This is a genomic window from Streptomyces sp. 71268 (assembly GCF_029392895.1).
Lineage (GTDB): Bacteria > Actinomycetota > Actinomycetes > Streptomycetales > Streptomycetaceae > Streptomyces.
This window is the reverse complement of the sequence record NZ_CP114200.1, coordinates 1,948,147-1,973,954: the sequence shown is the minus strand read 5'-3', so window position 1 is coordinate 1,973,954 and position 25,808 is coordinate 1,948,147. Positions and strand designations below refer to the sequence as shown.

At 73.7% G+C, this 25,808-nt stretch carries 18 protein-coding genes; 10 read left to right on the top strand and 8 right to left on the bottom strand.

Annotation, left to right across the window (positions count from 1 at the left end; all coding sequences use genetic code 11):
* Positions 1-20: 20 nt before the first annotated feature.
* The 5 genes from OYE22_RS07180 to OYE22_RS07160 form a co-directional block, all read right to left on the bottom strand.
* Positions 21-1,814, bottom strand: a complete 1,794-nt coding sequence (locus OYE22_RS07180; RefSeq protein ID WP_277319627.1) for an FAD-dependent monooxygenase — start codon at positions 1,812-1,814, stop codon at positions 21-23.
* A 923-nt stretch (positions 1,815-2,737) separates the two neighbouring features.
* Positions 2,738-3,661, bottom strand: coding sequence for an amino acid ABC transporter permease (locus OYE22_RS07175; RefSeq protein ID WP_277319626.1), 924 nt, complete (start codon positions 3,659-3,661; stop codon positions 2,738-2,740).
* A complete protein-coding gene (locus tag OYE22_RS07170) occupies positions 3,658-4,308 on the bottom strand; it encodes an amino acid ABC transporter permease (RefSeq protein ID WP_187061433.1) in 651 nt (216 codons plus the stop codon). The genes OYE22_RS07175 and OYE22_RS07170 overlap by 4 nt, the downstream gene beginning before the upstream one ends.
* A 119-nt stretch (positions 4,309-4,427) precedes the next feature.
* On the bottom strand, positions 4,428-5,330 hold the full coding sequence (locus OYE22_RS07165; protein WP_277319625.1) for a glutamate ABC transporter substrate-binding protein: 903 nt from the start codon (positions 5,328-5,330) through the stop codon (positions 4,428-4,430).
* A 35-nt stretch (positions 5,331-5,365) separates the two neighbouring features.
* Positions 5,366-6,142, bottom strand: coding sequence for an amino acid ABC transporter ATP-binding protein (locus tag OYE22_RS07160; protein ID WP_277319624.1), 777 nt, complete (start codon positions 6,140-6,142; stop codon positions 5,366-5,368).
* 962 nt (positions 6,143-7,104) lie between these two features.
* Between OYE22_RS07160 and OYE22_RS07155 the strand changes: the two genes are divergently transcribed.
* Together OYE22_RS07155 and OYE22_RS07150 are read left to right on the top strand one after the other, a co-directional pair.
* Positions 7,105-7,809, top strand: coding sequence for a response regulator transcription factor (locus OYE22_RS07155; protein ID WP_277319623.1), 705 nt, complete (start codon positions 7,105-7,107; stop codon positions 7,807-7,809).
* 27 nt (positions 7,810-7,836) lie between these two features.
* Positions 7,837-9,252, top strand: a complete 1,416-nt coding sequence (locus tag OYE22_RS07150) for a HAMP domain-containing sensor histidine kinase (RefSeq protein WP_277319622.1) — start codon at positions 7,837-7,839, stop codon at positions 9,250-9,252.
* Positions 9,253-9,288: 36 nt separating this feature from the next.
* Here the strand turns inward: OYE22_RS07150 and OYE22_RS07145 are convergent, their stop codons facing one another.
* Positions 9,289-12,324, bottom strand: coding sequence for a glycoside hydrolase family 38 C-terminal domain-containing protein (locus tag OYE22_RS07145; protein ID WP_277319621.1), 3,036 nt, complete (start codon positions 12,322-12,324; stop codon positions 9,289-9,291).
* A gap of 766 nt (positions 12,325-13,090) precedes the next feature.
* On the opposite strand from OYE22_RS07145, the gene OYE22_RS07140 reads away from it, so the two are divergent.
* The gene (locus tag OYE22_RS07140) at positions 13,091-14,257 is read left to right on the top strand and encodes an ROK family protein (protein WP_277319620.1); all 1,167 of its coding nucleotides are present in this window, start codon (positions 13,091-13,093) and stop codon (positions 14,255-14,257) included.
* 109 nt (positions 14,258-14,366) lie between these two features.
* Here the strand turns inward: OYE22_RS07140 and OYE22_RS07135 are convergent, their stop codons facing one another.
* Complete coding sequence (locus OYE22_RS07135; protein WP_277319619.1) at positions 14,367-15,422, bottom strand: TAXI family TRAP transporter solute-binding subunit; 1,056 nt, start codon at positions 15,420-15,422, stop codon at positions 14,367-14,369.
* 124 nt (positions 15,423-15,546) lie between these two features.
* On the opposite strand from OYE22_RS07135, the gene miaB reads away from it, so the two are divergent.
* The 3 genes from miaB (at position 15,547) to OYE22_RS07120 (ending at position 18,489) form a co-directional block, all read left to right on the top strand.
* On the top strand, positions 15,547-17,067 hold the full coding sequence (gene miaB, locus OYE22_RS07130; protein WP_277319618.1) for a tRNA (N6-isopentenyl adenosine(37)-C2)-methylthiotransferase MiaB: 1,521 nt from the start codon (positions 15,547-15,549) through the stop codon (positions 17,065-17,067).
* Positions 17,068-17,345: 278 nt separating this feature from the next.
* On the top strand, positions 17,346-17,630 hold the full coding sequence (locus OYE22_RS07125) for a hypothetical protein (RefSeq protein ID WP_277319617.1): 285 nt from the start codon (positions 17,346-17,348) through the stop codon (positions 17,628-17,630).
* 16 nt (positions 17,631-17,646) lie between these two features.
* Positions 17,647-18,489 (top strand): class III extradiol dioxygenase subunit B-like domain-containing protein, encoded by an 843-nt coding sequence (locus OYE22_RS07120; protein WP_277319616.1) that lies wholly within the window; start codon positions 17,647-17,649, stop codon positions 18,487-18,489.
* Positions 18,490-18,709: 220 nt separating this feature from the next.
* On the opposite strand, the gene OYE22_RS07115 is transcribed toward OYE22_RS07120, so the two are convergent.
* Entirely contained in the window at positions 18,710-18,949 is a 240-nt protein-coding gene (locus tag OYE22_RS07115; protein ID WP_187059785.1) for an antitoxin, read from the bottom strand.
* 489 nt (positions 18,950-19,438) lie between these two features.
* Here OYE22_RS07115 and miaA point away from each other — a divergent pair, with 489 nt between their 5' ends.
* The 4 genes from miaA to OYE22_RS07095 all read left to right on the top strand — a co-directional run bounded on the left by miaA (position 19,439) and on the right by OYE22_RS07095 (position 25,765).
* Positions 19,439-20,389, top strand: a complete 951-nt coding sequence (miaA, locus tag OYE22_RS07110) for a tRNA (adenosine(37)-N6)-dimethylallyltransferase MiaA (protein ID WP_277319615.1) — start codon at positions 19,439-19,441, stop codon at positions 20,387-20,389.
* A 108-nt stretch (positions 20,390-20,497) separates the two neighbouring features.
* A complete protein-coding gene (locus OYE22_RS07105) occupies positions 20,498-20,968 on the top strand; it encodes a hypothetical protein (protein ID WP_277319614.1) in 471 nt (156 codons plus the stop codon).
* A gap of 349 nt (positions 20,969-21,317) precedes the next feature.
* Positions 21,318-22,253, top strand: coding sequence for a diaminopimelate epimerase (gene dapF, locus OYE22_RS07100; protein WP_277319613.1), 936 nt, complete (start codon positions 21,318-21,320; stop codon positions 22,251-22,253).
* A 266-nt stretch (positions 22,254-22,519) separates the two neighbouring features.
* Positions 22,520-25,765 (top strand): HD domain-containing protein, encoded by a 3,246-nt coding sequence (locus tag OYE22_RS07095; RefSeq protein WP_277319612.1) that lies wholly within the window; start codon positions 22,520-22,522, stop codon positions 25,763-25,765.
* Positions 25,766-25,808: the final 43 nt, after the last annotated feature.

Genomic DNA, 25,808 nt, shown 5'->3' with positions numbered 1-25,808 from the left:
GGGTCGGCCGTGGTGTGCGGTCAGGTGGGGCTGTGGGCGGGGGCCTGGAGGAGTCCGCCCCGTGCGGCGTCCGCGCAGGCGTACAGCTCGGCCTGGCGGACCCCCGCCAACGCCGCCACCAGGTAGCCGTCGGGCCGTACCAGCAGCACGGTGTGCGCGGCGGCCCCCGGATAGCCCTCCGCGACCAGGATCTCGGCCCGTACCGGCAGCGCGGCGACGGCCGCGGCGAGGCGGGGCATGAGCCCGGCGCCCACCCAGTGCCGGCGCTCCCACACGCCCGTACCCGGGGCGACCAGGACCACGAGGAGCGCTCCGCCGAGCCGGCTGCGGAGCCGGGTCAGTGAGCCGTCGGGCGCCGTCACCGGCACGTCGGCCACCGGGCTGCCGGGCGCCGTGTCCACGGTCTCCGCGCCCTCCGGGGGCGCGGGTTGCAGCGGGCCGCGCTCGTAGCTCGGGGGCGCGCCGAGTTGCCCGAGGCCCGCGTGGCCGTCGGTGAGCAGCGCGTCGTGGCTCCGTACGGAGCCCGGCAGCACCGAACGGCGCACGGCGGACCAGCCGCCCGGCGCGCGCACCTGGGACAGCAACTGGTCGGCGGTGCGCAGCCGGGCGCCGACGGCGCCGCGCCGTTCCGTCTGGTAGCTGTCGAGCAGCGGGTCGCCCGCGGCGTGGTGCCAGGTGAGGGCCAGCTTCCAGGCGAGGTTGTCGACGTCGCGCAACCCCTCGTCGAGCCCCTGCGTACCGAGCGCCCCTATCAGGTGCGCGGCGTCCCCGGCGAGGAACGCCCGCCCCACCCGCCAGCGGCGGGCGAGCCGATGGTGCGCCAGGTACACGCCGGTGTCCAGCAGTTCGTACGGTGGCAGGGTGCCGCACCAGCCGGTCAACGTGTCCCGCACGCGGCCGAGCAGGGCCTCGGGGGTGACCAGGTCGCCGCCGGGCGGCAGCAGCCAGTCGAGCCGCCAGGCGCCACCCGGCAGCGGGCGCGCGGTCACCTCCGCGTCGGCGCCGCGCCACGGCGGCAGCCGGTGCAGCAGGCCCTCGCCGGGGAACGGGAGGTCGGCCCTGAGCGCCGCCACGGCATGCCGCTCCACCGCCGTCCGACCGGGGAACCGCACGCGCAGCAACTTGCGGACCGTCGACCGCGGGCCGTCACAGCCGATCACGTAACTCCCGCGCCACCAGATGCCCTTGGCCTCCGGGCCGCTCGGGAAACCCGACGCGCCCGCGGCCGGGCCCTCGCCCGGATCGGTGGCGTCCGCCTCGTCCGTCGGCTCCGTGTCCGGCACGGGCCGGGTGTGGACACTGACGCCGGTCTCGTCCTGCTCCATGGCGTCCAGCCGTCCGCCTGTGGCGATCCGCACCAGCCCGCCGCCGGGCTGCTGGCAGAACGGGGCCAAGGCGGCGCGCAGCGATCGGGTGAGCACGTGCTGGGGGAGGTGGAGCGGCGAAGCGATGCCCGACGGTTCCTCCGCAGCGGTCGCGTCACGCGGAGCCGGGAGCGCCGGCGGGGTGTCCGCGGCAGCGCTCCGTGGTGTTCGCGGGCTATCGAAGGTCACCTGACGCACCGTCTGGCGCCGGCGCATGGTGCGCCACCCCGCCCAGCGGGCACCGCCGTCGGTGGCGACGGCGCATCCGAGGCGGCTCAGCATCTGAGCGGTGTCCGGCCGGAGCACGGCGGTACGGGCGGGGCGCTGCTCGTCTATGCGCGGCCGGCCTGGCCCCTCGTCGAGCAGGATGACGGGGACGTCGCGGCGGGCGAGAGCCAACGTCAGCGCGAGGCCAACGGGGCCCGCACCCACGACGATCACCGGGTCCACGGCGCGGTTCCCCCGTCCCTGCGGCAGGTAGGAGAACTGACAATAGGAGCCCGGTACGCGATCACAGAACGTATGCAACCCACTGCGCGTGCCCCCGTCAAGTGACGGCCGGGGGCATGCGGGAGCACGTACGCACCCAACCCGGCCGAGGATATACGCCCAGTACAGGGCCGGATACGCCAGCGTCGCACTTCCGGTCACCGCCCTCGCGTGGAGGCGGCCCCACGGCCCAGCCGCACCGTCACCGCTCGCCCGTCCGCACCTGGTTGGCGTCCTCGCCCCGCTACGGGGAGACCCGGCCCCCGCGCCCAGCTTCGGCCCCGTACCCCAGCGCGACGCCCACTCGTTGGCCCCGTGCCCCGTGCCCCGTGCCCCGTGCCCCGTGCCCCGTGCCCCGTGCCCCGTGCCCCGTGCCCCGTGCCCCGTGCCCCGTGCTCGCACAGCGTGCCCAACCGTGGCGCTCCGTGGGCGAGGCGGCGGGCCGCTCGGGCCTTGCGGTTGCCTGACGCCCCATCGGTCACCCCTGGCTGCCGCGCGGCGTGCTCCCGCGTGCCTCCGTGCTTCGCCGCCCGCGGGCATACGTGCGCCGCGCGGGGCGACGGGCACGCTGCGGGCGACGGGGCGGCGCCCTCCCCACGCACCGTGACCACCTCCGCCGCGCCCCGGCGCCGCCGCACCGCACCGCGCCCCCGCCGCGCGGGCCCCGTCCCGCCCCACCCAACCTCGTCCCGCACCCAACCTCGCTCCGCTCCGCTGCGCCGCGTCACGCCCCGCACCGGCCGCCCCCGACACGCCGGGTGGTGCGCCGGATCGGTCCTCAACGTGCGAGCGCCCCGTGTTCCCGCCGTGGGGCGGGGACACGGGGCGTGGGGTGCGCCGTCGCGCGCGGGGCCTGTGCGGGCGCCGGCGCGAGGGGCGCGGGGTCAGTCGGCCTTCGGGCCGCCTCCTCGCGCGTCGCCGTCCCGCGAGCCGCCGTCCACGCTCTGCGAGGGGTCGGCCATGACGGTGGCCGCGCCGGCCGGTACCGCCGCCGGGGCGCCCTTGCGGCTGCGCTTGGTGCTCCGCTCGATCCAGGTGGCCAGCGACGAGAGCGCCAGGCACAGCAGGATGTAGATGGAGCCGAAGACGATGACCATCGGGATGAAGGCGTAGACGCCGTTCTCCGGAGGGGTCCGCTCCGCGAACGCCTTGCCGACGTAGAGCAGCTCCTCGTAGAGGATGATGAAGCCGAGCGAGGTGTCCTTGAGCGTGACCACGAGCTGGCTGATGATCGACGGCAGCATGGAGCGCACGGCCTGCGGGATGAGAACGGTCGTCATCACCTGGGTCTTGCGCATCCCGAGCGCGTACGCGGCCTCGCTCTGCCCCTTGGGTACGGCGTTGATGCCGGCGCGGAAGATCTCCGACTGCACCGACCCGTTGTACAGCGTCAGCCCGAGGACCAGCGCCCACATGGGCTCGGTGTCGAAGTACGCGTAGTACAGCAGGAAGATCATGATCAGCAGCGGCATGGCGCGGAAGAACTCCACGAGCACCGCCGTCGGCCACCGCACCCACCGGTGGTCGGAGAGGCGCCCCGCGGCCAGCACGGCGCCCAGGGCGAGCGAGAAGACCGCCGCGAGCGCGAAGGTCTTCAGCGTCGTCAGCAGACCTTCGAGGATGCGGTCCTGGGTGTTCGCGTACTGGTAGTCGTCCCACAGGCCGGCCTGGAACTGCCCCGTGTCGTCCAGTCGGTAGATGACGAAGGCGATGAGGCCGAGGAGGGCGAGGGTGGAGATGACGCCGTAGACGCGGTTGCGTCGGCGGGCCTTGGGGCCCGGGACGTCGTAGAGGACACTGGCACTCATCGGGCCACCGCCAGCCGGTTCTCCAGCAGCCGGAACAGGCCGCTGAGGGTGAGCGTGATGATCAGGTAGCAGACCGCGATCCAGAGGAAGATCACCAGGATGTCGTAGCCCGCGTCCGCGTTGAGCTGCTTCTGCAACGCCCCGAGCTCCATGACGTCGAAGCCGGAGGCGATGGCGGAGTTCTTGGTGAGGGCGATGATCAGGCTCCCGACCGGGGGTATCGCCGTGCGCGCCGCCTGCGGCAGCACGATCTGGCTCAGCGTCTGCGTGAAGGTCATGCCGATGCTGCGCGCCGCCTCGGCCTGCCCGACCGGCACCGTGTTGATGCCGGAGCGGACGGCCTCGCAGATGAAGGCCGACGTGTAGCAGCCGAGGGCCATCACCGCGAGCCAGAACGAGTCCCAGCCCTTGAGTCCGAGCGCGGGCAGGCCCAGCGTGACGATGAGGAACAGGAGCACCAGGGGCGTGTTGCGCAGCAGCGTTACCCACACGGTGCCGAAGACCCGCAGCGCGGGCACCGGAGACACCCGGAAACCCGCGATCAGGATGCCGAGCACGAGGGCCAACAGCGAGCTGTACGCGGTCAGTTCGACGGTCTTGAGGAAGCCGTCGCGGAATGCCGCGAAGTTGTCCGTCAGTACGTTCAAGTCAAGTCTCCGGTGGTGAGCACGGCGGCCGGGGGCGTCCGCGGCGGGTGGGCCCTCACGGGGCCCGGGCCGCGCCGTGGACGCCCGGCCGCTCAGGCGTCAGCCGTCGTGGCGGCGGCTCAGTAGCGGTCGACCTTCGGCGGCGTCGGGGCCGGGATGCCGGACTTGCCGAGCGTGGCGTCGTACGCCTTCTTCCAGTTGCCGTTCTTCTGGTGCGTCTCGATGGCGTCGTTGATCGCGTCGCGCAGCGCCTTGTCGCCCTTCTTCAGGCCGACGCCGTACGGCTCCTCCGAGAACGGCTTGCCGAGCACCCGCAGCCCGTCGTTCTGGGCCGCGTAGCCCTTGAGGATCGTGTCGTCCGTGGTGACCGCGTCCACCTGGCCGTTGTTCAGGTCCTGCACGCACAGCTGGTAGCCCTGCTGCGCCTTGGCCTTGGCGACCCCGTACTTCTTCTCCTTGATCCGCTTCAGCGGCGTGGAGCCGGTGACGGAGCAGACCTTCTTGCCCTTGATGTCCTCCGGGGTCTTGATGTCGCTGTCCTTGTCGACCAGCAGGTCCTGGCCGGCGAGGTAGTACGGGCCACCGAAGTCGACCTGCTTCTTGCGCTCGTCGTTGATCGTGTACGTGCCGACGTAGAAGTCGACGCCACCGCTGGAGAGCTGCGTCTCGCGGGCCTCGGTCGGCACCGTCTTCCACTCGATGTGCTGCTCGTCGAAGCCGAGTTCGGCGGCGATCATGCGGGCGATCTCGACGTCGAAGCCGGAGCGCTTCCCGGTGCTCGGGTCCTCGTAGCCGAGGTTCGGCTGGTCGGCCTTGGTGCCGATCTTGATCTTCTTGCCCTTGACCTTCGACCAGACCGGCGAGTCCTTGACGTCCGCCGCGGTGTTGACCTTGTAGGAGAGCTTCGGGGCGTCCTTGTCCTGATTGTCGTCGTCCGGGCTGCCCTCCTTGCCACACGCTGTCGCCGTCACGGCCATGGCCAGTACGACGGCCGCCGCCGCTGCAGTCCTGCGGAGCTTCATGGTGAATGTCCTTTACGTCGTCGAGCGGGGGGCGGTCAGTGGTGCAGGATCTTCGAGAGGAAGTCCTTGGCCCGGTCGCTGCGGGGATTGCTGAAGAACTGGTCCGGCGTCGCCTCTTCGACGATGCGGCCGTCGGCCATGAAGACCACGCGGTTCGCGGCGGAGCGCGCGAAGCCCATTTCGTGGGTGACGACGATCATCGTCATGCCCTCCTGGGCGAGCTGCTGCATGACCTCAAGGACCTCGTTGATCATCTCTGGGTCGAGGGCCGAGGTCGGCTCGTCGAAGAGCATCACCTTCGGGTCCATGGCCAGTGCGCGGGCGATGGCCACGCGCTGTTGCTGGCCGCCGGAGAGCTGCGCGGGGTACTTGTCGGCCTGCGTGCCGACGCCGACCCGGTCGAGCAGGGCCCGCGCCTTGGTCTCGGCGGCCTTCCGCTCGATCTTGCGGACCTTGATCTGGCCCAGCGTCACGTTCTCCAACACGGTCTTGTGGGCGAAGAGATTGAAGGACTGGAAGACCATGCCGACGTCGGAGCGCAGCCGGGCCAGTTCCCTGCCCTCCTGCGGCAGCGGCTTACCGTCGATGGTGATGGTGCCGGAGTCGATGGTCTCCAGTCGGTTGATGGCGCGGCACAGCGTGGACTTGCCGGACCCGGACGGCCCGATGACGACGACGACTTCGCCGCGGGCGATGGTCAGGTCGATGTCCTGGAGCACATGCAGCGCGCCGAAGTGCTTGTTGACTCCTGCCAGCGCGACCAAGTCGCCCGCCACGGCCGTGGCGCCCTTGGTCACCGATACTTCGCTCATCGGCGTCTCGCTCCGTCCTCCTCGATTGGGAGGACCCTAATGAGCCGCCACGACCAGCGTCATTACATCTGAGCTGAAATTGAGCATAACGATCCGGCCGCAAAGCGACACTCTGCGTGAACGGGGCGCCCGGCATGATCGGTGTACGGCCTGGGCAACAACGCGGTGCCCATACCGGCTACGTAACGGAAACAACTGGGTGGTCGCATTCCCTTGACGTGCCCCGTGGGTATCGGCGTTCATGCCTGTGGCCCCGGTGGGGGGACACGCTGCCTGGCGCCGACGAACGGCGCGGGTCGGCGCGAGGAACAGCGAGGGAACACACCAGGTGAGCGATCCGCGCCCCGGCGCGCACCGGCCCGGGCGGGGGCCGCGGCGGCGCCAGTCGGCCAGGGCTCGCGCGTCGCGGAGCACGGAGCGGGGAGGGCCTGAAGCGCCGGCGCGTTGCCTCTCCTCGCGCGCCGGTCCGTACGCCACGGGGCGCGGGCCGGCACGGGATGGCGGCGGTACGGAGCGCGTGGCGTCTCGGCGCCTCGGCCTCCCGGAGCGCGGCGCCGGCGCCGTGGGGCACTGGGCCCGGACCGGAACGGGGCACGGGGCGGGCACGGTACGCGGGCCACGCGGGCGCGTGGGCACGGGGCATGGAGCAGGACGGGGGCGGCGGGACACGGTGCCGTGGTGGCGCGGCGCGGGAGCCCCACCGAGATGGAGCACGGGGCACGGAGCACGGTGCACCGGGAAGACACGAGAGTACGGAGCAGGCAGTGGCGCACGCGGGGCACGGCGCGTCGGGGCGCGCGGGTGGAAGCGGGGCGCCCCTGGCGGCGCTGCGAGCGGGCCCCGCGCCCCGTGGCGCCGCCAGGACACCCCTGCGGGACCCGGCGCCCGGCGGGCGCGAGGGGCGCGCGTCCAGAGCCGAGTCGGGGCGCGTGAGGGAGCACCACCGAGGGAGGGCGGGGCTGATGAGGCTGCTGCTGGTCGAGGACGACAACCACGTGGCCGCCGCGCTGTCCGCGGTGCTGGCCCGGCACGGCTTCCAGGTCACGCACGCCCGCAACGGGGAGGAGGCGCTGCGGGCCCTGCTGCCGGGGGAGAGTGACCCGTTCAGCGTGGTCCTGCTCGACCTCGGGCTGCCCGATCAGGACGGGTTCGAGGTGTGCGGGCGCATCCGCAAGCTCACCAGCACCCCCGTGATCATGGTGACGGCCCGCGCCGACGTGCGCTCCCGTATACACGGGCTCAACCTGGGCGCCGATGACTACGTCGTCAAGCCGTACGACCCGATGGAGTTGCTCGCCCGCATCCACGCCGTCAGCCGCCGCACCGTGCCCGCCGACGGTGCGGCCGACGAGCACCCCGACGAGCCCACGGGGCCGCTGCTGGTCGGCCCCGTCAGCATCGAACTGTCCACCCGCCAGGTCCGCGTGGACGGCGCCGTCGTCTCGCTCACCCGCAAGGAGTTCGACCTGCTGGCCCTGCTGGCCAAGCGGCCGGGGGTGGTCTTCCGCCGCGAGCAGATCATCAGTGACGTGTGGCGCACGAGTTGGGAGGGCACCGGCCGCACTCTTGAGGTGCACGTGGCCTCGCTCCGCTCGAAGCTGCGGATGCCCGCGCTGATCGAGACGGTGCGCGGCGTCGGCTACCGTCTCGTCGCCCCGGTCGCCTGAGCGGCCGACCCCGTCCCCCGGAGCACCGTGCGCACTCGACTCCTCCCGCTGCTGATCGTCCTGATGGCGGGCGTGCTGCTGGCCCTCGGGCTCCCGCTCGGCGCGAGCCTGGCGGCGGCGGAGCAGCAGCGCGTGGTCGTGGACCGGATCGACGACACGGCGCGGTTCGCGGCCCTGGCCCAGTACGTCACGACGCGGCCGTCGGCGAACCCGGCGTACGCCCGCGAGGGCGACGAGCGCCAGGCCACGCTGCAGGCGGAGCTGGCCCGCTACCACGAGCTGTACGACATCCAGGTCGGCGTCTTCTACCGCGAGGGCGAGCCGATGGGATCGGCCCCCGCCGGCTGGTCGCTGGCCAAGCACAGTGAGCCGTGGCGGGCCTTCAAGGAGGCGCTCGCCGGCCGCCGCAGCCACGACCCGGCACAGGTCTGGCCCTGGGAACGGGGCCGCCTCGCGGTCGCCTCGCCCGTGGTGCGCGACGGCGACGTGGTGGCCGTGGTCGTCACCGACTCGCCCACCGGCCAGATGCGCTCGCGCATCGTACGCGGCTGGCTGTTGATCGCCGCGGGTGAAGCGGCGGCGATGCTGCTCGCCGTCGCCGCCGCGGTGCGCCTGACCGGCTGGGTGCTGCGCCCCGTACGCGTACTCGACGCCGCCACGCACGACATCGCCACGGGGCGGCTCGCCTCCCGGGTCGCCGCCTCGGACGGGCCGCCCGAACTGCGGCGGCTGGCCCGCTCGTTCAACGAGATGGCCGACCACGTGGTGGACGTGCTCGAACAGCAGCGGGCGTTCGTCGCCGACGCCTCGCACCAGCTCCGTAACCCGCTCTCCGCGCTGCTCCTGCGGATCGAGCTGCTGGCCCTGGAGCTGCCCGAGGGAAACGAGGAGGTCGCCTCCGTCCGCGCCGAGGGCAAGCGGCTGACCCAGGTCCTCGACGACCTGCTCGCCCTGGCCCTGGCCGAACACGCCGCCGCGGACCTGCGGCTCAGCGACATCGCCGAGGTCACGGAGGAACGGGTCGGCGCCTGGCGCCCCGTAGCCGACCGCGCGGGCGTCACGCTCGACTACGTGGGTCCGGGCGGGGCCACCGCGTGGGCCGACCCGGTGGCGCTGTCCAGCGCGCTGGACGCCGTGATCGACAACGCCCTGAAGTTCACGCCGGAGGGCGAGCGGGTGATCGTGGACGTGCGCACGACCGGCGACACGGTGCGGATCACCATCGCGGACGGCGGCCCCGGCCTGACCGAGGAGGAGCTGGAGCGCGTCGGCGACCGCTTCTGGCGCAGTAACCGGCACCAGAACGTCTCCGGCTCCGGCCTCGGCCTGTCCATCACCCGCGCCCTGCTGGCCGCTGGCGGGTCCACGATCGCGTACGCGCCGAACAAGCCACGCGGTCTGCGGGTGACCATCGCCGTGCCGCGCACGGCGCCCCAGGAGTGAGGACGGGGCGACGGGGCGCCGTGCGCGGGGCGTGGCTCAGCCGCGGGGGCTCATCCGCAGGGTCAGGATCTGGAACGGGCGCAGGGTCAGCTCCAGCGCGCCCTGGGGCGAGAAAACGTGCTCCGGCGCGTCGGCCAACGGGCGCTCCAACAGGTCCGTCTCGACCACCTCCGCGACCGGCACGGAGGCGGTGAGCGTCGTGGTGGCCCGACCGCCGCAGCACTCGTACAGCCGCACCACGATGTCCCCGCCGCGGTCCTCCGCGAGCTTGACCGCCTCCACGATCACCTGGTCGCCGGCGACGGAGACCAGCGGTTCGACGGCGCGGCCGCCGGTGACGGTGCGCTCGGGGAGGTTGATCCGGTGCCCCTCGCGCACCGCGTCGGCCACGGTCGCGCCGGGCGCGAGGGCGTACCGCAGTCGGTGGTGGCCGTGGTCGGTCTGCGGGTCCGGGTAGCGCGGGGCACGCAGCAGCGAGAGCCGCACCGTGGTGGTCTGCCCGCCGTCCGCGCGCACGTCGCGGGTGACGTCGTGGCCGTACGTCGAGTCGTTGACCACGGCGGCGCCCCAGCCGGGCTCCTCGACCTGCACCCAACGGTGCGCGCAGATCTCGAACTTGGCCGCCTCCCACGAGGTGTTGGTGTGCGTGGCCCGGTACACGTGCCCGAACTGCGTCTCGGACGCGGACCGGTCCGCCTTCACGTCCAGCGGGAAGGCCGCCTTGAGGAACTTCTCCGTCTCCCGCCAGTCCACCTCCGTGTCGACATCGAGCACCTTGGTGCCGGCGCGCAGCGCGAGCCGCTGCCGGACGGTGGAGCCCGCGTCGCCGAAGGAGCGCGCGACCGTGACCACCGCGCACTCGTCGGTGGACTCGGTCAGTTCCAGCTCGTCGACGTCGAGCAGGTCGGTCACGTTGTGCCGGTAGAAGTGGTCGACGTCCCAGGCGTCCCACATGTTCGGGAAGTCCAGGTGAATCTGGAGCAGGTTGCCGGCCAGGCCGGGGGCGATGGCCTCGCGCCCGGCGGCCAGGTCGTACGCGGAGACCACGAGGCCCCGCTCGTCCACCTCGACCCGCAGCAGCCCGTTGGCGAGCACGTAGCCGCCACCGTCGCGCTCGGCCGCCGTGACCGGGGCGCTCGCCGGCGGCGGGGCCAGGGCCGCGCCGCCGGCGGGGACGCCGCGCCGGGCGTGCGGCGCGGCGTTGAAGACGACCGGTTCCTCGCCCGGGCCGGCCAACGCCGCCTGCGCGGCGGACACCAGCTCCGTCAACTCGGCGCGCACCCGGGCGTAGGTCTCGCGCGCCTCACGGTGCACCCAGGCGATCGACGAGCCGGGCAGGATGTCGTGGAACTGGTGCAGCAGCACCGTCTTCCAGACGCGCTCCAACTCCTCGTACGGGTAGGCGAACCCGGGCACCGTGCTGGCCGCCGTGGCCGACCACAGCTCGGCCTCGCGCAGCAGCGACTCGCTGTGCCGGTTGCCCTGCTTCGTCTTGGCCTGCGAGGTGTAGGTGCCGCGGTGCAGCTCCAGGTACAGCTCGCCCGCCCACACCGGCGCGTCGGGGTACTCGGCCCGCGCCGCCGCGAAGAACGCCGACGGACGCTCGATCGTCACCCGTGGCGAGCCCTCCAGGTCGCCCACGCGCCGCGCGCGGGCCAGCATCTCGCGGGTGGGGCCGCCACCGCCGTCACCCCAGCCGAACGGGGCCAGCGAGCGCGTGCCGCGCCCCTTCTCCTGGTAGTTGCGGGCCGCGTGGGCCAGCTCGGCGCCACCGAGGTCGGAGTTGTAGGTGTCGATCGGTGGGAAGTGCGTGAAGACGCGGGTCCCGTCGATGCCCTCCCACCAGAAGGTGTGGTGCGGGAACTTGTTGGTCCGGCTCCAGGAGATCTTCTGGGTGAGGAACCAGTCGGAGCCCGAGAGCTTCACCAACTGGGGCATCGCCGCCGTGTACCCGAACGAGTCCGGTAGCCACACCTCCTTCGTCTCGATGCCGAACTCGTCCAGGAAGAACCTCTTGCCGTAGAGGAACTGGCGGGCCATCGCCTCGCCGCCCACCATGTTGGTGTCCGACTCCACCCACATGCCGCCCACCGGGACGAACTGGCCGCTGGCCACCTTCTCCTTCACCCTGGCGAAGACCTCGGGTCGGTGCTCCTTGATCCACGCGAGCTGCTGGGCCTGCGACATGGCGAAGACGAACTCGGGGTGGTCGTCCATGAGGTGCACCACGTTCGACGAGGTGCGGGCGACCTTGCGCACCGTCTCGCGCAGTGGCCACAGCCACGCCGAGTCGATGTGGGCGTGCCCGACGGCGCTGACCCGGTGCGCGGAGGCGTTGGCCGGGGCGGCGAGCACGCCCGCCAGCGCTTCCCGGGCCCGGCCGGCGCTGCCGGGGACGTCGGCGAGGTCCAGGGCGTCCAGACAGCGCTCGACGGCGCGCAGCAGCTCGAAGCGGCGCGCGTCGCCGGTGGAGAGCTGCGTCATCAGGCTGCCGACCACTTCGAGGTCCTGGACCAGCTCCCACACCTCCGGCTCGAAGACGGCGAGTTCCATCCGGGTGAGTCGGTACAGCGGCTCGTCGCTCGCGGTGAGGCGGTCGCCCTCCAGGGTCGGCGACTGGCCGACCAGGATCGGGTTGGACGCGGCTTCCACGTACCACTCGACCTCCTCGCCACCCTCGACCGGGGCGCCGACGCGCACCCAGACGTTGTGCGGGTTGAGCCCCTTCACGGCCTCCCCGTCGGCCCGGTAGACCAGCCCCTCGCACTGGAAGCCGGGAAGTTGGCGGTCGAAGCCGAGATCGAGTACGGCCTCGACGGTGCGGCCCGCCCACGTGACGGGCACCCGCCCCGTCACCCTGAACCAGGTCGTCCCCCAGGCCGGCCCCCACCGGTCCCCGACGGCGGCAGGCCCGTACTCCGCGGCCAGCCCTTCGGCCACCGGCACCGGTTCGCCGGGCGCCTCCCACCGCTCGATGGTGAGCGGTTCGGTGGCGCCGTAGACGGCGGGTTGGACGCGTTCGGTGAGGACGCGGCGCAGACGGTCTTCGACGATGCTGCGGTCGTCATGCATGGCGGCGGCTCCGTTGGTTCGTGGGGCGGAACGGCTGACGGTGTGTGCTGATGACGTGCGCGGTACGTACGCCGGGGCGGGGTCCGCCCCGACCGTGCGGTGCTCAGGTGGCATTACCACTGATCGGCGAGGAAAACCGGGACGCGGCAGTGGAACGCCCCGCCGCCGCGCCGTGGCTCCCGCTCCCGGCTGTCGGGTACGGGGCGGGGGAGCGGGCGTACGGGGCACGGGGCGGCGAACTCCCGGCGTGGCGCTACGGGGCACGGGGCACGGAGCGGCGAACACGGGGCACGGGGCGATGGGCACGGGGCACGGAGCGGCGAGCACGGGGCACGGGGCGATGGGCACGGGGCACGGAGCGGCGAAGACGGGGCGCGGAGCGCGGGGCGGCGAACACGGGGTACGGGGCGCGGGGCGCGGCGAACACGGGACACGAAGCCCGGGGCGCGAAGCCGCGCGGGCGCTGGGGCGGGGCCGGGCGTCTCGGGCTGAACCCCCGTACGGCCGGAACCGGGGTCGGCGCGGATGCGCCGTATCCCCGTGGCGGCGTGGCCCGTTCCGTAAGGAGTCCCCCTGCTGCACGGGGCGCCCGTGCCGCCGGCACCGCGTGCCGCGGGCCGCTGGTTCGGGAGCGGTCCGCGCGCTCGCCAGGAGCCTTTGGCCAGGGCTCCCGGCCCGCTACCGAGGCCGTGCCCCGGTGCGGGTGGGCCCCGCGCCCCCGGGGCCCAGCAGCGCCACAGCCGGATCGACCGAGAGGCAGACCGCCATGACCGCAGCCGACGCACTGACGCCAGCCGACGCGCCCTCGACCCACCCCGTCGCCCCTACGCACGCGCCGGCCACGCCCGCCACCAGGGGAGCGTCGGGAACCGGCGCCGGCAGCGCCGCCCTGAGCGTGGCCATCGACATCGGCGGGACCAAGATCGCGGGTGCGCTGGTGGACCGGCGGGGCACGCTGCACGCCACGGCCAGGCGGCCGACCCCGCCCGGTACGGGGCGGGGCCACGGCGCCGAGCCGGCCGGCGCCGTGGGTACGGCCTGCGCGCCGCCGGGGGCGGCGGCCGAGGCGGTCATGGCCGCCGTTACCGAGGTCATCGCCACCCTGGCGCGGTCCCCCGCGTGGGCCCGTGTCACCCGGTGCGGCCTCGCCAGCGCGGGGCCGGTGGACGCCGCGCGCGGCACCGTCAGCCCGGTCAACATCACGGCCTGGCGCGACTTCCCGGTCCAGGCCCGCGCCGAGGCCGCCCTCGCGCGCCACGGGGCGCCGGTGCCGACCGTGCTCGTGGGCGACGGTGTGGCCATGGCCGCCGCCGAACACTGGCTGGGGGCCGCCCGTGGCCGCCGGAACGCCCTGTGCATGGTGGTCTCCACCGGCGTCGGCGGCGGCCTGGTCCTGGACGGGCGGCTGCACCCGGGACCCACGGGCAACGCGGGGCACATCGGCCACATCAGCGTGGAGGTGGACGGCGCTCCGTGCCCGTGTGGCTCGCGGGGGTGCGTCGAGGCCATCGCCTCGGGCCCGGCCATCGCCCGCCGTGCCGCCGCGACGGGCTGGCGGCCGACCGGGGCCGACCGCTCGGCGGCGGCCGTCGCCGCCGCGGCCCGCGCCGGAGACCCGGTGGCCCTGGCCGCCTTCGACCGGGCCGGCCGGGCCCTGGCCGCGGCGATCGCCGGCACCGCGACCCTGCTGGAGGTCGAGGCGGCGGTGATCGGCGGCGGCGTGGCCACGGCCGGCGAGGTGCTGTTCGCACCGCTGCGCCGGCACCTGGCGACGTACGCGGCCCTCTCGTTCGTACGGGGCATCGAGGCGGTGCCGGCCTCGCTGGGCACCGACGCGGGGCTCGTGGGGGCGGCCGCCGCCGCGTACGAACTGCTCCCCGACCCGGCCCTGGACGACGCCGACCCCGCCCCCGCCCCGTGCCGCCGCCCCTGAGCCCCGCGGGAGCGGGCCCGTACGCCCGCGGTCGATCGCCGGGGCGCGCCGGCGGACGTCGGCGCACCCGGAGGCGGAGGCGGTAGCGCGGGCCCACCCCGGGCGGGCGTCAGGGCTTGACCGACCGGTAGTAGCGCTTCGCGCCCTCGTGGAGGCCCAGCGGGTCGGTGTAGATGGCCGTGCGGAGATCGACGCGCTGCGCCGCGTGCACGGCACGGCCGATCTCGTCGCGGTGTTTGATCACCGTCCGGGTGACGCTCTCCGTCAGCTTTCGGTCCGTCTCGTCCGTCGTCACCAACAGGTTGGCCACCGCGATGGTCTTGATGGACTGGCCTCGTTGCACCATGGGGTAGGCGTCGGCGGGCATCACGGCGGCTCGGTAGTAGTGCTTGGCGCCGCCGAGCTTGTGCACGCGATCCACCAGGTCACCGAGTTGCACGAGCCGGACCGGATAGCGCTTCGCGAGATCGAGCACGGCGCCCGTCGGCAGGCCGCCGGACCAGAAGAAGGCGTCGATCTTCCCCTGCCGCATCAGGGTGGTCATCTCACTGATCCCGACCGGCACCGGCGTCAGGTCCTTCTCCGGGTCGAGCCCCGCCGCCGTCAGGAGCCGCTCCGCGATCAGGCTGACGCCGGAGCCGGGCTGTCCGATCGCGACGCGCTTGCCGGCGAGGTCCGCGGTGCTGCGCACCGTCGAACCGAGGGGTACGACCAACTGCATGTAGTCGTCGTACAGCCGGGCGCACGCCCGCAGCCGGTGTGCGCCGTCGCCGCCCTCGTCGCGGTAGGTCGCCACGGCGTCGGCGGTGGCGATCGTGAAGGACGCCTCGCCGGCGACGAGCCGCCTGATGTTCTGCACCGACCCCTCGCTCGGCCTGAGGTTCACCCGTAGCCGCGGCAGGTCGTCGTCGAGGCGCTCCTTGAGCAGTTCGCCGTACCGCGCGTACACGCCCGTACGCACCCCGGTCGTCACGGTCACGCTCCCGCTCGGGGACGACTCGTCGCCCACCGGCAGCAGCCACCACAGCAGCAGCCCGAGCACCACGACGGCCGTCACGGCGAGCCGCCACAGCCGCCGGGCCCGCCCGGTGCCGGGGGCGGCCACGACGCCGGTGGCACGGAGCGCGCGCCACGCTCCCGGCCGTTCGGTCAGGGTCTTGAGCATGGGCCGGATACTGCCAGCATCGCGGCGCGGAAGGGAGGGGCGGGGAACGGAGTCGAACACGTACCCTGGGCAACCGAGATGAGCGCGAGAACACACCAGATGCGCGCCCGTCTACCCTGATGTCATGAGCAGCAGTGACCGGAGCAGTGCAGTGGGCGTGAATCGAAGCTACGAAGTACGCACCTACGGGTGCCAGATGAACGTCCACGACTCCGAGCGGCTGTCCGGTCTCCTGGAGGACGCCGGCTACGTGCGGGCGCCCGAGGGCTCAGCGGAGGGCGACGCCGACATCGTCGTCTTCAACACCTGCGCGGTGCGCGAGAACGCCGACAACCGGCTGTACGGCAACCTGGGCCGGCTCGCCCCGATGAAGGCGCGACGGCCGGGCATGCAGATCGCGGTCGGCGGCTGCCTGGCCCAGAAGGACCGCGACACGATCGTCAAGAAGGCCCCGTGGGTGGACGTGGTCTTCGGCACGCACAACATCGGCAGCCTGCCGGTCCTCCTGGAGCGCGCGCGGGTCCAGGAGGAGGCGCAGGTCGAGATCGCCGAGTCGCTGGAGGCGTTCCCCTCGACGCTGCCCACCCGCCGCGAGTCCGCCTACGCGGCGTGGGTGTCCATCTCGGTCGGCTGCAACAACACCTGCACCTTCTGCATCGTGCCCGCCCTGCGCGGCAAGGAGAAGGACCGCCGGCCCGGCGACATCCTCGCCGAGGTCGAGGCGCTGGTCGCCGAGGGCGTCACCGAGATCACGCTGCTCGGCCAGAACGTCAACGCGTACGGCTCGGACATCGGCGACCGCGAGGCGTTCAGCAAGCTGCTGCGCGCCTGCGGCGCGATCGAGGGGCTTGAGCGGGTGCGCTTCACCTCGCCGCACCCGCGCGACTTCACGGACGACGTGATCGCCGCCATGGCCGAGACGCCGAACGTCATGCCGCAACTGCACATGCCGCTCCAGTCCGGCTCCGACACGGTGCTCAAGGCCATGCGCCGCTCGTACCGGCAGGAGCGGTTCCTCGGGATCATCGAGAAGGTGCGCGCCGCCATGCCGGACGCGGCGATCTCCACCGACATCATCGTCGGCTTCCCCGGCGAGACCGAGGCCGACTTCGAGCAGACGCTGCACGTGGTCCGCGAGGCGCGGTTCGCCCAGGCGTTCACCTTCCAGTACTCCAAGCGCCCCGGCACCCCGGCCGCCGAGATGGACGACCAGATCCCGAAGGCGGTCGTCCAGGACCGCTACGAGCGTCTGGTCGCCGTCCAGGAAGAGATCAGCTGGGCGGAGAACAAGCGCCAGGTCGGCCGCACCGTGGAGGTCCTGGTCGCGGAGGGCGAGGGCCGCAAGGACGACGCCACCCGCCGCCTCTCCGGCCGGGCCCCCGACAACCGCCTGGTGCACTTCACCCGCCCCGACGAGCCGGTTCGCCCCGGCGATGTGGTCACGGTGGACATCACCTACGCCGCGCCGCATCACCTCCTCGCGGAGGGCGCCCCACGGGGCGTACGGCGCACGCGGGCGGGCGACGCGTGGGAGAGGCGCAACGCCGCGCCGGAGCAGAAGCCCGCGGGCGTCATGCTCGGCCTGCCCACGGTGGGCGCCCCCGCACCACTGCCCGCGGAGCCCGGCGGCTGCTCCGTCCGCTGACCGGGCACCGCCGGCCGGCAACCGCCGACGGCGGCTCGGGCCCGAGCGGGAACCGTGTGTGGCCGGCGCGACGTGTGAGCAGTCGTGCGCCGTACGGTGCGTACGCCGAGGCGCCGGGACGCGTGCGCCGCGCGTTCCCGACGGTGGAGCCGCACCGGGCCGCGCCGAACTCGCCGTGCGGACGAACGTGCCGGGCGAACGAGGGTGGGCCGCGCCGGCCGGACCCGTTCCGGTGGCGCACGCGCACGCGGCCTGAGACGAGGCGGGGGGAGAGCGCTATGCCACGGTGGGGACTGCTCGTCGAGCCACCCATGGGCCAGAACGACATCGACACGATCGAGGTACTGGCCGAAGTTGACGGCACGCGCGAGGAGGCACTCACGCTGCTGGCCCAGCACGTGGAGACATACCAGCCGACACACCCACGGAGCCCGCGTGGCAGGCGGCTCTACCGCACCGACGACGGTTGGCTGCTCGTCATCGAGGGCTCCTGGAACAACAGGCTGTACCCGTGCCGATTCCGCGTCTGCGAACTGGTCTGGGATTCGAGCGACGGAGCCTGACGTTAGGCTGCCGATCATGCTTGTCGCTGCCGCCGTGTGCCCGTGCCCGCCCCTGCTCGTGCCCGAGATCGCCGCTGGAGCCGCACCCGAACTGGCGCCGCTGCGGGACGCCTGCTCGGACGCGATCAGCGTGCTGGCCGCGGCCCGCCCCGACCGCCTCATCGTCCTCGGTCCGGCCGCCCCTGACGCCGATGGCACCTACCCGAGCGGCAGCGCCGGCTCGTTCCGCGGGTACGGCGTGGACGTGACGGTGCGGCTCGGCGCGCGACCGGGAGCGGACGGCGCTACGGGGCACGGGGCTACGGGGCAGGGCGTTACGGGGCACGGGGCACGGAGCGCCGAGGCGGACGACGCGGAGCACGGGGCGAACCCGGAGTACGGGGCGGACCCGGAGTACGGGGCGGGCTGGGCGGAGCGTGAACTGCCGTCCTCGTTGGCGATCGCGGCGTGGCTGCTGGAACGCGCCCGTTGGAGCGCGGCGCCCGTCGAGGGCCTCGGCCTCGCCGAGACGCTCGCCGTCGACCGCTGCACCGCACTGGGGCGCGAGCTGGCGCGGTCCGCCGACCGGGTGGCCCTCCTGATCTCCGGCGACGGCAGCGCGCGCCGCACGCTCAAGGCGCCCGGCTACCTCGACGAGCGGGCCGCCGCGTGTGACGCGGAGGTGGCGCGCGCCCTGGGTACGGCCGACACCACGGCCCTGTCGGAACTCGACCCCCACCTGGCCCAGGACCTGCTGATGTCGGGCCGAGCCTGCTGGCAGGTGCTCGCCGGCGCGGGCGACGGAGCGGGCCTGCGCGGCGCGCTGCTGTACGACGAGGCCCCGTACGGCGTGGGCTACTTCGTCGCCACCTGGTCGTAGCGGACACACGGGGCGCGAGACGACGCCCGATCCTGCCCGGGGGCACGGGGCACGGGGCACGGGGCACGGGGCACGGGGCACGGGGCCACGGGGCGGCCTCCGTGCGGAGACACGGGGCACGGGGCGAGGTCCGCGCGGAGTGCCACGCGCCGAACCGGCCGTCGCCGACACGACCACGGCCGCGGAGCCAGGCTCCGCGGCCGTGGGGAACGGTCAGGCGTCAGCGGCCCTGCGGCCCCTTGCCCTCGTCGTCCTTCTGCGCGAGGCGGTCGAGGGCGCCCTTGGCCTTGCCCGTGCCGGTGTCGATCTTGTCGCTGTACTTGCCCTTGGTCTTCTCGTCGACCGTCTTGGCGGCCTTGTCCAGACCGCGCTCGATCTTGTCGCCGTGCTGATTCGCGAGGTCCCCGGCCTTGCCCTTGAGCTGACCGGCCTTCGCCTTGAGATTGTCCAGCAGGCCCATGGGCCACCTTCCCTCGTCGGAGGACTACTGTCGGGCGTCTTCCCCGGCCTCGCTGTCCGCAGCCCGCGCGGCGGACTGTTGCTTGGGAATCGAGGCGCCGCCCGCCGCCGTGCCGCCCTGTTCGGCGTCATCGACGGTGGAGGCAGCCGCCGACGAGGCCACCGGCGGGGCGTCAACCTCCTCCGGAGCCGGGGATTCCGCGGCTGATTCCCCGGTCAGGCTACCGCCCTCATCGCTCCGCGCAGTTTCCGCGGGGGCTGCGTCAACCGAACGCGACGAACGGCGAAACCTTGAAAAAACGCCCATAATCACTCCATAGATTAACCCGTGCCGTGGCAGCCCGGACGGCGCGGGATGTTGTCCCGCGCCGCTGCCGCGACTCGGCTCGCTCGGCGGTGTGCCGAAACCTCGCAACGGGCAACGACCACCGCGACCCCCTGTCACGTCGCTCGTTCGAGGAGTGGCCCGCGGATTTGCGAGACTGGCCCGGTGAACAGCGCAGTCCCCGCTCCGCGGGTCATCGCCATCGTCGGCCCCACCGCGGCGGGCAAGTCCGATCTCGGGGTCGCCCTGGCCCGGCACCTCGGCGGCGAGGTCATCAACGCCGACTCCATGCAGCTCTACCGTGGCATGGACATCGGCACCGCTAAGCTGCCCGTGGCCGAGCGGCAGGGCGTGCCGCACCGCCTGCTGGACGTCTGGGACGTCACCGAGACGGCCAGCGTCGCCGAGTACCAGCGGCTGGCCCGCGCGGAGATCGACCGACTGCTCGCCGAGGGGCGTACGCCGGTGCTCGTCGGGGGCTCCGGGCTCTACGTACGGGGCGCGATCGACGCCCTGGAGTTCCCCGGCACCGACCCCGCCGTCCGCGCCCGCCTGGAGGCGGAGCTGCTGGAGCGGGGCAGCGGGCCGCTGCACGCCCGGCTCGCCGTGGCCGACCCCCGCGCCGCCGAGGCCATCCTCCCGAGCAACGGCCGCCGCATCGTCCGCGCCCTTGAGGTCATCGAGATCACCGGCCGCCCCTTCACCGCCAACCTGCCCGAGGCGGACTCGGCCCACAGCGCCGTCTACGACACGGTGCAGATCGGCGTGGACGTCGCCCGCCCGGAGCTGGACGAGCGGATCGCCCGTCGGGTGGACCGGATGTGGGAGGCCGGCCTGGTGGACGAGGTGGAGCGACTGGAGCGCACGGGGCTACGCGAGGGGCGCACGGCCTCCCGCGCCCTGGGCTACCAGCAGGTGCTCGCGGTGCTGGCGGGGGAGTGCGACGAAGCGGAAGCACGTATCGAGACCGTACGAGCCACCAAGCGCTTCGCGCGCCGGCAGGATTCGTGGTTTCGACGAGATGGGCGAGTTCACTGGCTCAGCGGCGCCGCCGCTGACAGCGGGGAACTCCAGGCGCACGCGCTGACGTTGGTCGAACGAGCGGTCACAGCCTGATCACGTGATGGCATCGGGACGCTCCGTGCGTCCTGGAGGCCGCCGTGATCGTGCCATCATCGAGCTTCGATCGTGCCGTGATGTCGAATGTGGGGAGGGCGTACGGCGATGGAGGCCAGCCCTCGGGACACAGCGGAGACGCCGCCGCGCGACGAAGCGGAGCCGCTCGCGTCGGAGGAGTCCGAGGCGCTGACCCCGGACGGACCGGACGCACAGGGCGACGACGCACCGCTGGGCGAACCGGAGTCCTTCCGCGACCTGCGCCCGCCGCGCCGGCTGAGGGTCTGGCAGATCGCGCCCATCGTCGGGCTCGCCACCCTCGGTTCGCTGATGTTCGCCTTCCCGCTCGCCTTCGAGTTCGGTGACGGCGGCGCGGTGGTCTCCATGCTCGGCCTGCTGCTGAGCTGCTGCGCGGCCGGCTGGGGCCTGATGGCCGCCCGCCGCGTCGGCTACACCTGGCCCGGCCTGCCGCCCCGTGGCTCGGGCCGCAAGGCCGACTGGCGCTATGTGATCGCCTACGTCGCCATCGTCGCCCTCCTCGCCGCGCTGGCCATCTGGCGCGTCGCCCGCCTTCGCTAGCCGCCGCCCCACCGGTTCGCTCCCGCGCTCCCCTCCCGTACGACCCACGCCGCAGGACCGTGAGGTCCGAGAGCGCCCCCCGCTCCGTGCCCCTTGGCCGCCGGGTGGGGCCCCGCTGCCCCGTGCCCCGTACCCCGCTCCCCGTCCCCGCGCGCACCGCCGCTCCGCGCTCCGTGCCCCGTGCCGCCGCGAGATCGCCGCTCCGTGCTCCGCGCCCCGTGCCCCGGGCTCCGCGCCTCGTGCCCGGGTACGGGGCGCCGCCCCGCGCGCTCGCTACGTGGCCGCTCCGTGCTTCGCCGGGACATCCGCGTCGCCGGCGCCGTCGTCGGCGGCGCCGTAGGATCGAAGGATGAGTACCGCAGAGCGGCTTCCGTTCCTCAAGGGGCACGGGACCGAGAACGACTTCGTGATCGTCCCCGACCCGGACAACCGGCTGGAGCTGTCGGCGGCGGCCGTGGCGCGCCTGTGTGACCGGCGCGCGGGCATCGGGGGCGACGGGGTGCTGCACGTCGTACGGTCGGCCGCGCACCCCGAGGCGCGGTCGATGGCCGCCGACGCCGAGTGGTTCATGGACTACCGCAACGGGGACGGCAGCATCGCCGAGATGTGCGGCAACGGCGTGCGGGTCTTCGCGCGCTACCTGCGGCATGCCGGGCTGGTCGACGCGGGGGACCTGGCCATCGCCACCCGCGCGGGCGTGCGCCGGGCGCACATCGCCAAGGCCGCACCCGCCTCCGACCCGCGCGGTCAGGAGGGTGCCGAGGGCGGCATCACGGTGGCGATGGGGCGGGCCCTGCTGCCGGACGGGCCGGACGCGGAGGTCACCGTCTCGGTGGGCGGGCTGAGTTGGCCGGCGCGCAACGTGAACATGGGCAATCCGCACGCCGTCGCGTTCGTCGGCGACCTCGCCGACGCCGGCAACCTGTTCACCGCGCCGGACGTGCGGCCCGCCTCGGTGTACCCGGACGGCGTCAACGTCGAGTTCGTGGTGGAGCGCGGCCCGCGCCACGTGGCCATGCGCGTGCACGAGCGGGGCGCGGGGGAGACCCGGTCGTGCGGCACCGGTGCCTGCGCCGTCATGGTGGCCGCCGCCCGCCGCGACGGCCTGGACCCCGCGGTGCTCGGCCACCCTGTCACGTACACCGTGGACGTGCCCGGCGGGCGGCTGACGATCGCCGAGCTGCCGGACGGCAACGTGGAGATGACGGGGCCCGCCGTGATCGTGGGCGAGGGGACCCTGGAGCCCGGGTGGCTGCGGGACGCCCTCGAGGACGGCGCCGCCTAGTCACCGGGCCGGTAGCGGCGGGGTGTCGGACGAGTCGCCCCGTAGTCGGGACAACCTCGCAGACTTCCCGCCGCTACCCATGGGCGAAACATCGCCTCATTCTGCTCGCTCGAATGGGTGATCTGGTTCACGCTCGACGAGAGCGGTTCGGTGGCGCGTGATGGGGTCGATAGCATCAAGCACCGGCACGGGCGCCCACTCGGGGCCTGGGGCCCGATCGCCCCGGCAGTCGCTGCCATCGCCGGTCGATGCCGCCGGAGGTGCCCATGAGCGCAGAGGCCACTAACCCAGCAGAACAGGGTTCGTTCGGCCGGAGGCGTGGCCGCCCGCTCATCGACCTACGCAACCTCCGCAGATTCGGTCGCGCGGCCCTGCTGGGGCCGGCACCGCGCGGCCGGGTGCCGGACGCCATCGAGCACGTGGCCAAGGCGCACCGTGCCCACCACCCCGGGGCCGACCTGGACGTGCTGCGGCGGGCGTACGAGCTCGCCGAGTCCTCGCACCGTGGGCAGATGCGCAAGAGCGGCGAGCCGTATATCACGCACCCCTTGGCCGTGACCCTCATCCTGGCCGAACTCGGTGCCGAGACCACGACCTTGACCGCCTCGCTCCTACACGACACGGTCGAGGACACCGAGGTGACGCTCGATCAGGTGCGGGAGGAGTTCGGCGAGGAGGTCCGCTACCTCGTCGACGGCGTCACGAAACTGGAGAAGGTCGACTACGGCGCCGCGGCCGAGCCCGAAACGTTTCGCAAGATGCTCGTCGCCACCGGAAACGACGTGCGCGTCATGTCGATCAAGCTCGCCGACCGGCTGCACAACATGCGCACGCTCGGCGTCATGCGCCCGGAGAAGCAGGCCCGCATCGCCAAGGTCACCCGCGACGTGCTGATCCCCCTCGCCGAACGGCTCGGGGTGCAGGCACTCAAGACCGAACTGGAGGATCTGGTCTTCGCGATCCTGCACCCGGACGAGTACGCCGGCACCCGCGACCTCATCGCCGAGCACGCCACCCGCCCCGACCCGCTGGCCGAGACCGCACGCGCCGTCCGCGCGGTGCTGAACGACGCGGGCATCGCGGCCGAGGTGCTCGTACGCCCGCGGCACATCGTCTCCGTGTACCGGGTGCGCCGCAAACGCGGCGAACTGTCCGGGGCGGACCTGGGGCGGCTGCTGGTGCTGGTCGGGGAGGACGCCGACTGTTACGCGGTCCTGGGCGAACTGCACACGTGTTTCACGCCGGTCATCTCGGAGTTCAAGGACTTCATCGCCGTACCGAAGTTCAACCTCTACCAGTCGCTGCACACCGCCGTCGCGGGCGAGGGCGGCAAGGTCATCGAGGTGCTCATCCGCACCCAGCAGATGCACAAGGTCGCCGAGGCGGGGGTGGTGGCCCTCGGCAACCCGTACGCCGCCACGGCGGACGGGGCGGAGGTCGCGGAACCAGGCGCGGTCCAAGCCGCGGACGGGGCGGGCGGCGCCGGGGTGACCGGCGGTCCCGGCGAGGGCGTGGACGGCGAGCGGGTGGACCCGACGCGGCCGGGCTGGCTGTCCCGGCTGCTGGACTGGCAGCGCGCCGTGTCGGACACGGACGCCTTCTGGTCCTCGCTCCGTGACGACCTCGCCCAGGACCGGGAGATCACCGTGTTCGCCGCCGACGGCACCGTCCTCAGCGTCCCGGACGGGGCGAGCTGCGTGGACGCCGTGTACGCCCGGTACGGGGCGGTGGGGCACTCCTGTGTGGGCGCCCGGGTCAATGGCCGGCTCGTCACGCTCAGCACGATGCTGCACGACGGGGACAGCGTGCAGTTCCTCATGGCGACGGGGCGCGACGCCGCGTCGTCCGGACCCTCGCCGGAATGGCTCGCCCACGCGCGTACGCCGGCCGCGCGCATCGCCATCACGCACTGGCTCGCCGCCCACGCCGCCCCGTCGGACCGGCCGACGGGGCCGGCCCCGGCGACCGAGCCCGACCTCGCCCCTCACCCCGCCCACGGCGCCGCCGGCCCCGTATCCGACGCTTCGGACGCGGACAGCGCGCAGGCGAACGCGCGCCGCCCGCGCGCCACGGTGCCCGGCGCGGGGGAGCCCGCCGTAGCGGGTCGCGAGACCACGGAGCAGGCCACGGCGGACCACGGGCCGGGCGGCGGCCCCGTGACGGACGCGGCCCAGCGGTCTCACATCCAGCCCGCTCCGGTGCACGCTACGGCGAAAGACGGGGCAACGGGGCACGGGGCACGGGGCGCCAGCGACGACACGGGGCACGGGGCGCGGGGCACGGAGCCCGGAGCGCGGAGCGCCAGCGACGACATGGCGCACGGAGCACGGGGCGCGGAGCCCGGGGCGCCGGGCCGCGTAGCGGCCATCCGCGCCGCGCAGGCCGACCAGCCAGCTCCCGGTGCGCCGCCCGGCAGCACCGACGGCGTACCAGGCACCGCCTCCGGCGCGCCGGCCAGCGCCGAGGCACGGGCGCGCGGCACCGACCTCGTGCCGCCGTCCGCCGCGCGCGCCGAGGAGTCACCGGGTTCGGTCACCGGCGACGGCACCGCCCCGGGGGGCGGTTCCCGCTCCGTCCCGGGCGCCGAGGGGCCACCGGGCCGCCACGCTGCGGCGACCGACACCACGACCTCCCGTGCCCCAGTCACTCCCACCGCCACGCCTGTCACGCCCGCGCCCTCCCTCAGCGGCACTCCGCTGCACGCGACGAAGCCGCTCGCGGACGCGCCCGTAACGCTCGAACAGGCCGGGGCCGGCGCCGTCCAACCGGATACCCGAGGCGACGACCGTAAGACCGCCGCCGCGCGGCCCGCGCCCGAGGCGCAACGGTTCGCCACGGCACCCCACGGGGCAGGAACGGCCGACCCGGCAGCCGACGCCGACGCCCGCGACGAGGCCGATGCTCCAGCCGAAACAGAAACAGAAACAGAAACGGACATCGACGCCGACACAGACACCGACGCCACGGTGCGGACGGTCGCCTCGCCCGCGCGGGCCGCTGCGGACGCACCACCGGGCACGCCCCCCGGGAGGCGACGGAGCGTCGGTGTGGTCGTGGACCAGCCTGGTGTGACGGTGCGGTTGGCCGGGTGCTGTACGCCGGTGCCGCCCGACGAGGTCACCGGGTTCGCGGTACGGGGCCGGGCGGTGACCGTGCACCGGGTGCCGTGCCCCGCCGTGGCGCGGATGACCGAGGCCGGGCGGCAGCCGGTCGCCGTGCGCTGGCAGACCGATGCCGACGCGGCGCCGGTCGGATACCGCGTGACGCTGTGCGCCGAGGCGTTCAGCCGGCCCCACCTGCTCGCCGACCTCACCGAGGTCATCGCGGCACAGGGCGCCGAGGTCATCTCCGCGGCCGTCGAGCCGCCGTACGAGCAGCGGGTGCGGCACACGTACACGCTGCAACTGCCCGACGCCGGCCGACTGCCGGTGCTGATGCGCGCGATGCGCCAGGTGCCGAGCGTGTACGACGTCGTCCGCGCGGGGCACGAGCTGGCGGCGGCGGGGCTCTAGCCGTACTGACCACGAGCGAGCCCCCGCTCGGGCTGGCGCGTCG

Coding starts and splice junctions, on each gene's coding strand:
- OYE22_RS07175 (WP_277319626.1), bottom strand. CDS start 3,661: ATGAGTGCCAGTGTCCTCTACGACGTCCCGGGCCCCAAGGCCCGCCGA.
- OYE22_RS07165 (WP_277319625.1), bottom strand. CDS start 5,330: ATGAAGCTCCGCAGGACTGCAGCGGCGGCGGCCGTCGTACTGGCCATG.
- OYE22_RS07160 (WP_277319624.1), bottom strand. CDS start 6,142: ATGAGCGAAGTATCGGTGACCAAGGGCGCCACGGCCGTGGCGGGCGAC.
- OYE22_RS07155 (WP_277319623.1), top strand. CDS start 7,105: ATGAGGCTGCTGCTGGTCGAGGACGACAACCACGTGGCCGCCGCGCTG.
- OYE22_RS07145 (WP_277319621.1), bottom strand. CDS start 12,324: ATGCATGACGACCGCAGCATCGTCGAAGACCGTCTGCGCCGCGTCCTC.
- OYE22_RS07140 (WP_277319620.1), top strand. CDS start 13,091: ATGACCGCAGCCGACGCACTGACGCCAGCCGACGCGCCCTCGACCCAC.
- OYE22_RS07135 (WP_277319619.1), bottom strand. CDS start 15,422: ATGCTCAAGACCCTGACCGAACGGCCGGGAGCGTGGCGCGCGCTCCGT.
- miaB (WP_277319618.1), top strand. CDS start 15,547: ATGAGCAGCAGTGACCGGAGCAGTGCAGTGGGCGTGAATCGAAGCTAC.
- OYE22_RS07125 (WP_277319617.1), top strand. CDS start 17,346: ATGCCACGGTGGGGACTGCTCGTCGAGCCACCCATGGGCCAGAACGAC.
- OYE22_RS07120 (WP_277319616.1), top strand. CDS start 17,647: ATGCTTGTCGCTGCCGCCGTGTGCCCGTGCCCGCCCCTGCTCGTGCCC.
- OYE22_RS07115 (WP_187059785.1), bottom strand. CDS start 18,949: ATGGGCCTGCTGGACAATCTCAAGGCGAAGGCCGGTCAGCTCAAGGGC.
- OYE22_RS07105 (WP_277319614.1), top strand. CDS start 20,498: ATGGAGGCCAGCCCTCGGGACACAGCGGAGACGCCGCCGCGCGACGAA.
- dapF (WP_277319613.1), top strand. CDS start 21,318: ATGAGTACCGCAGAGCGGCTTCCGTTCCTCAAGGGGCACGGGACCGAG.
- OYE22_RS07095 (WP_277319612.1), top strand. CDS start 22,520: ATGAGCGCAGAGGCCACTAACCCAGCAGAACAGGGTTCGTTCGGCCGG.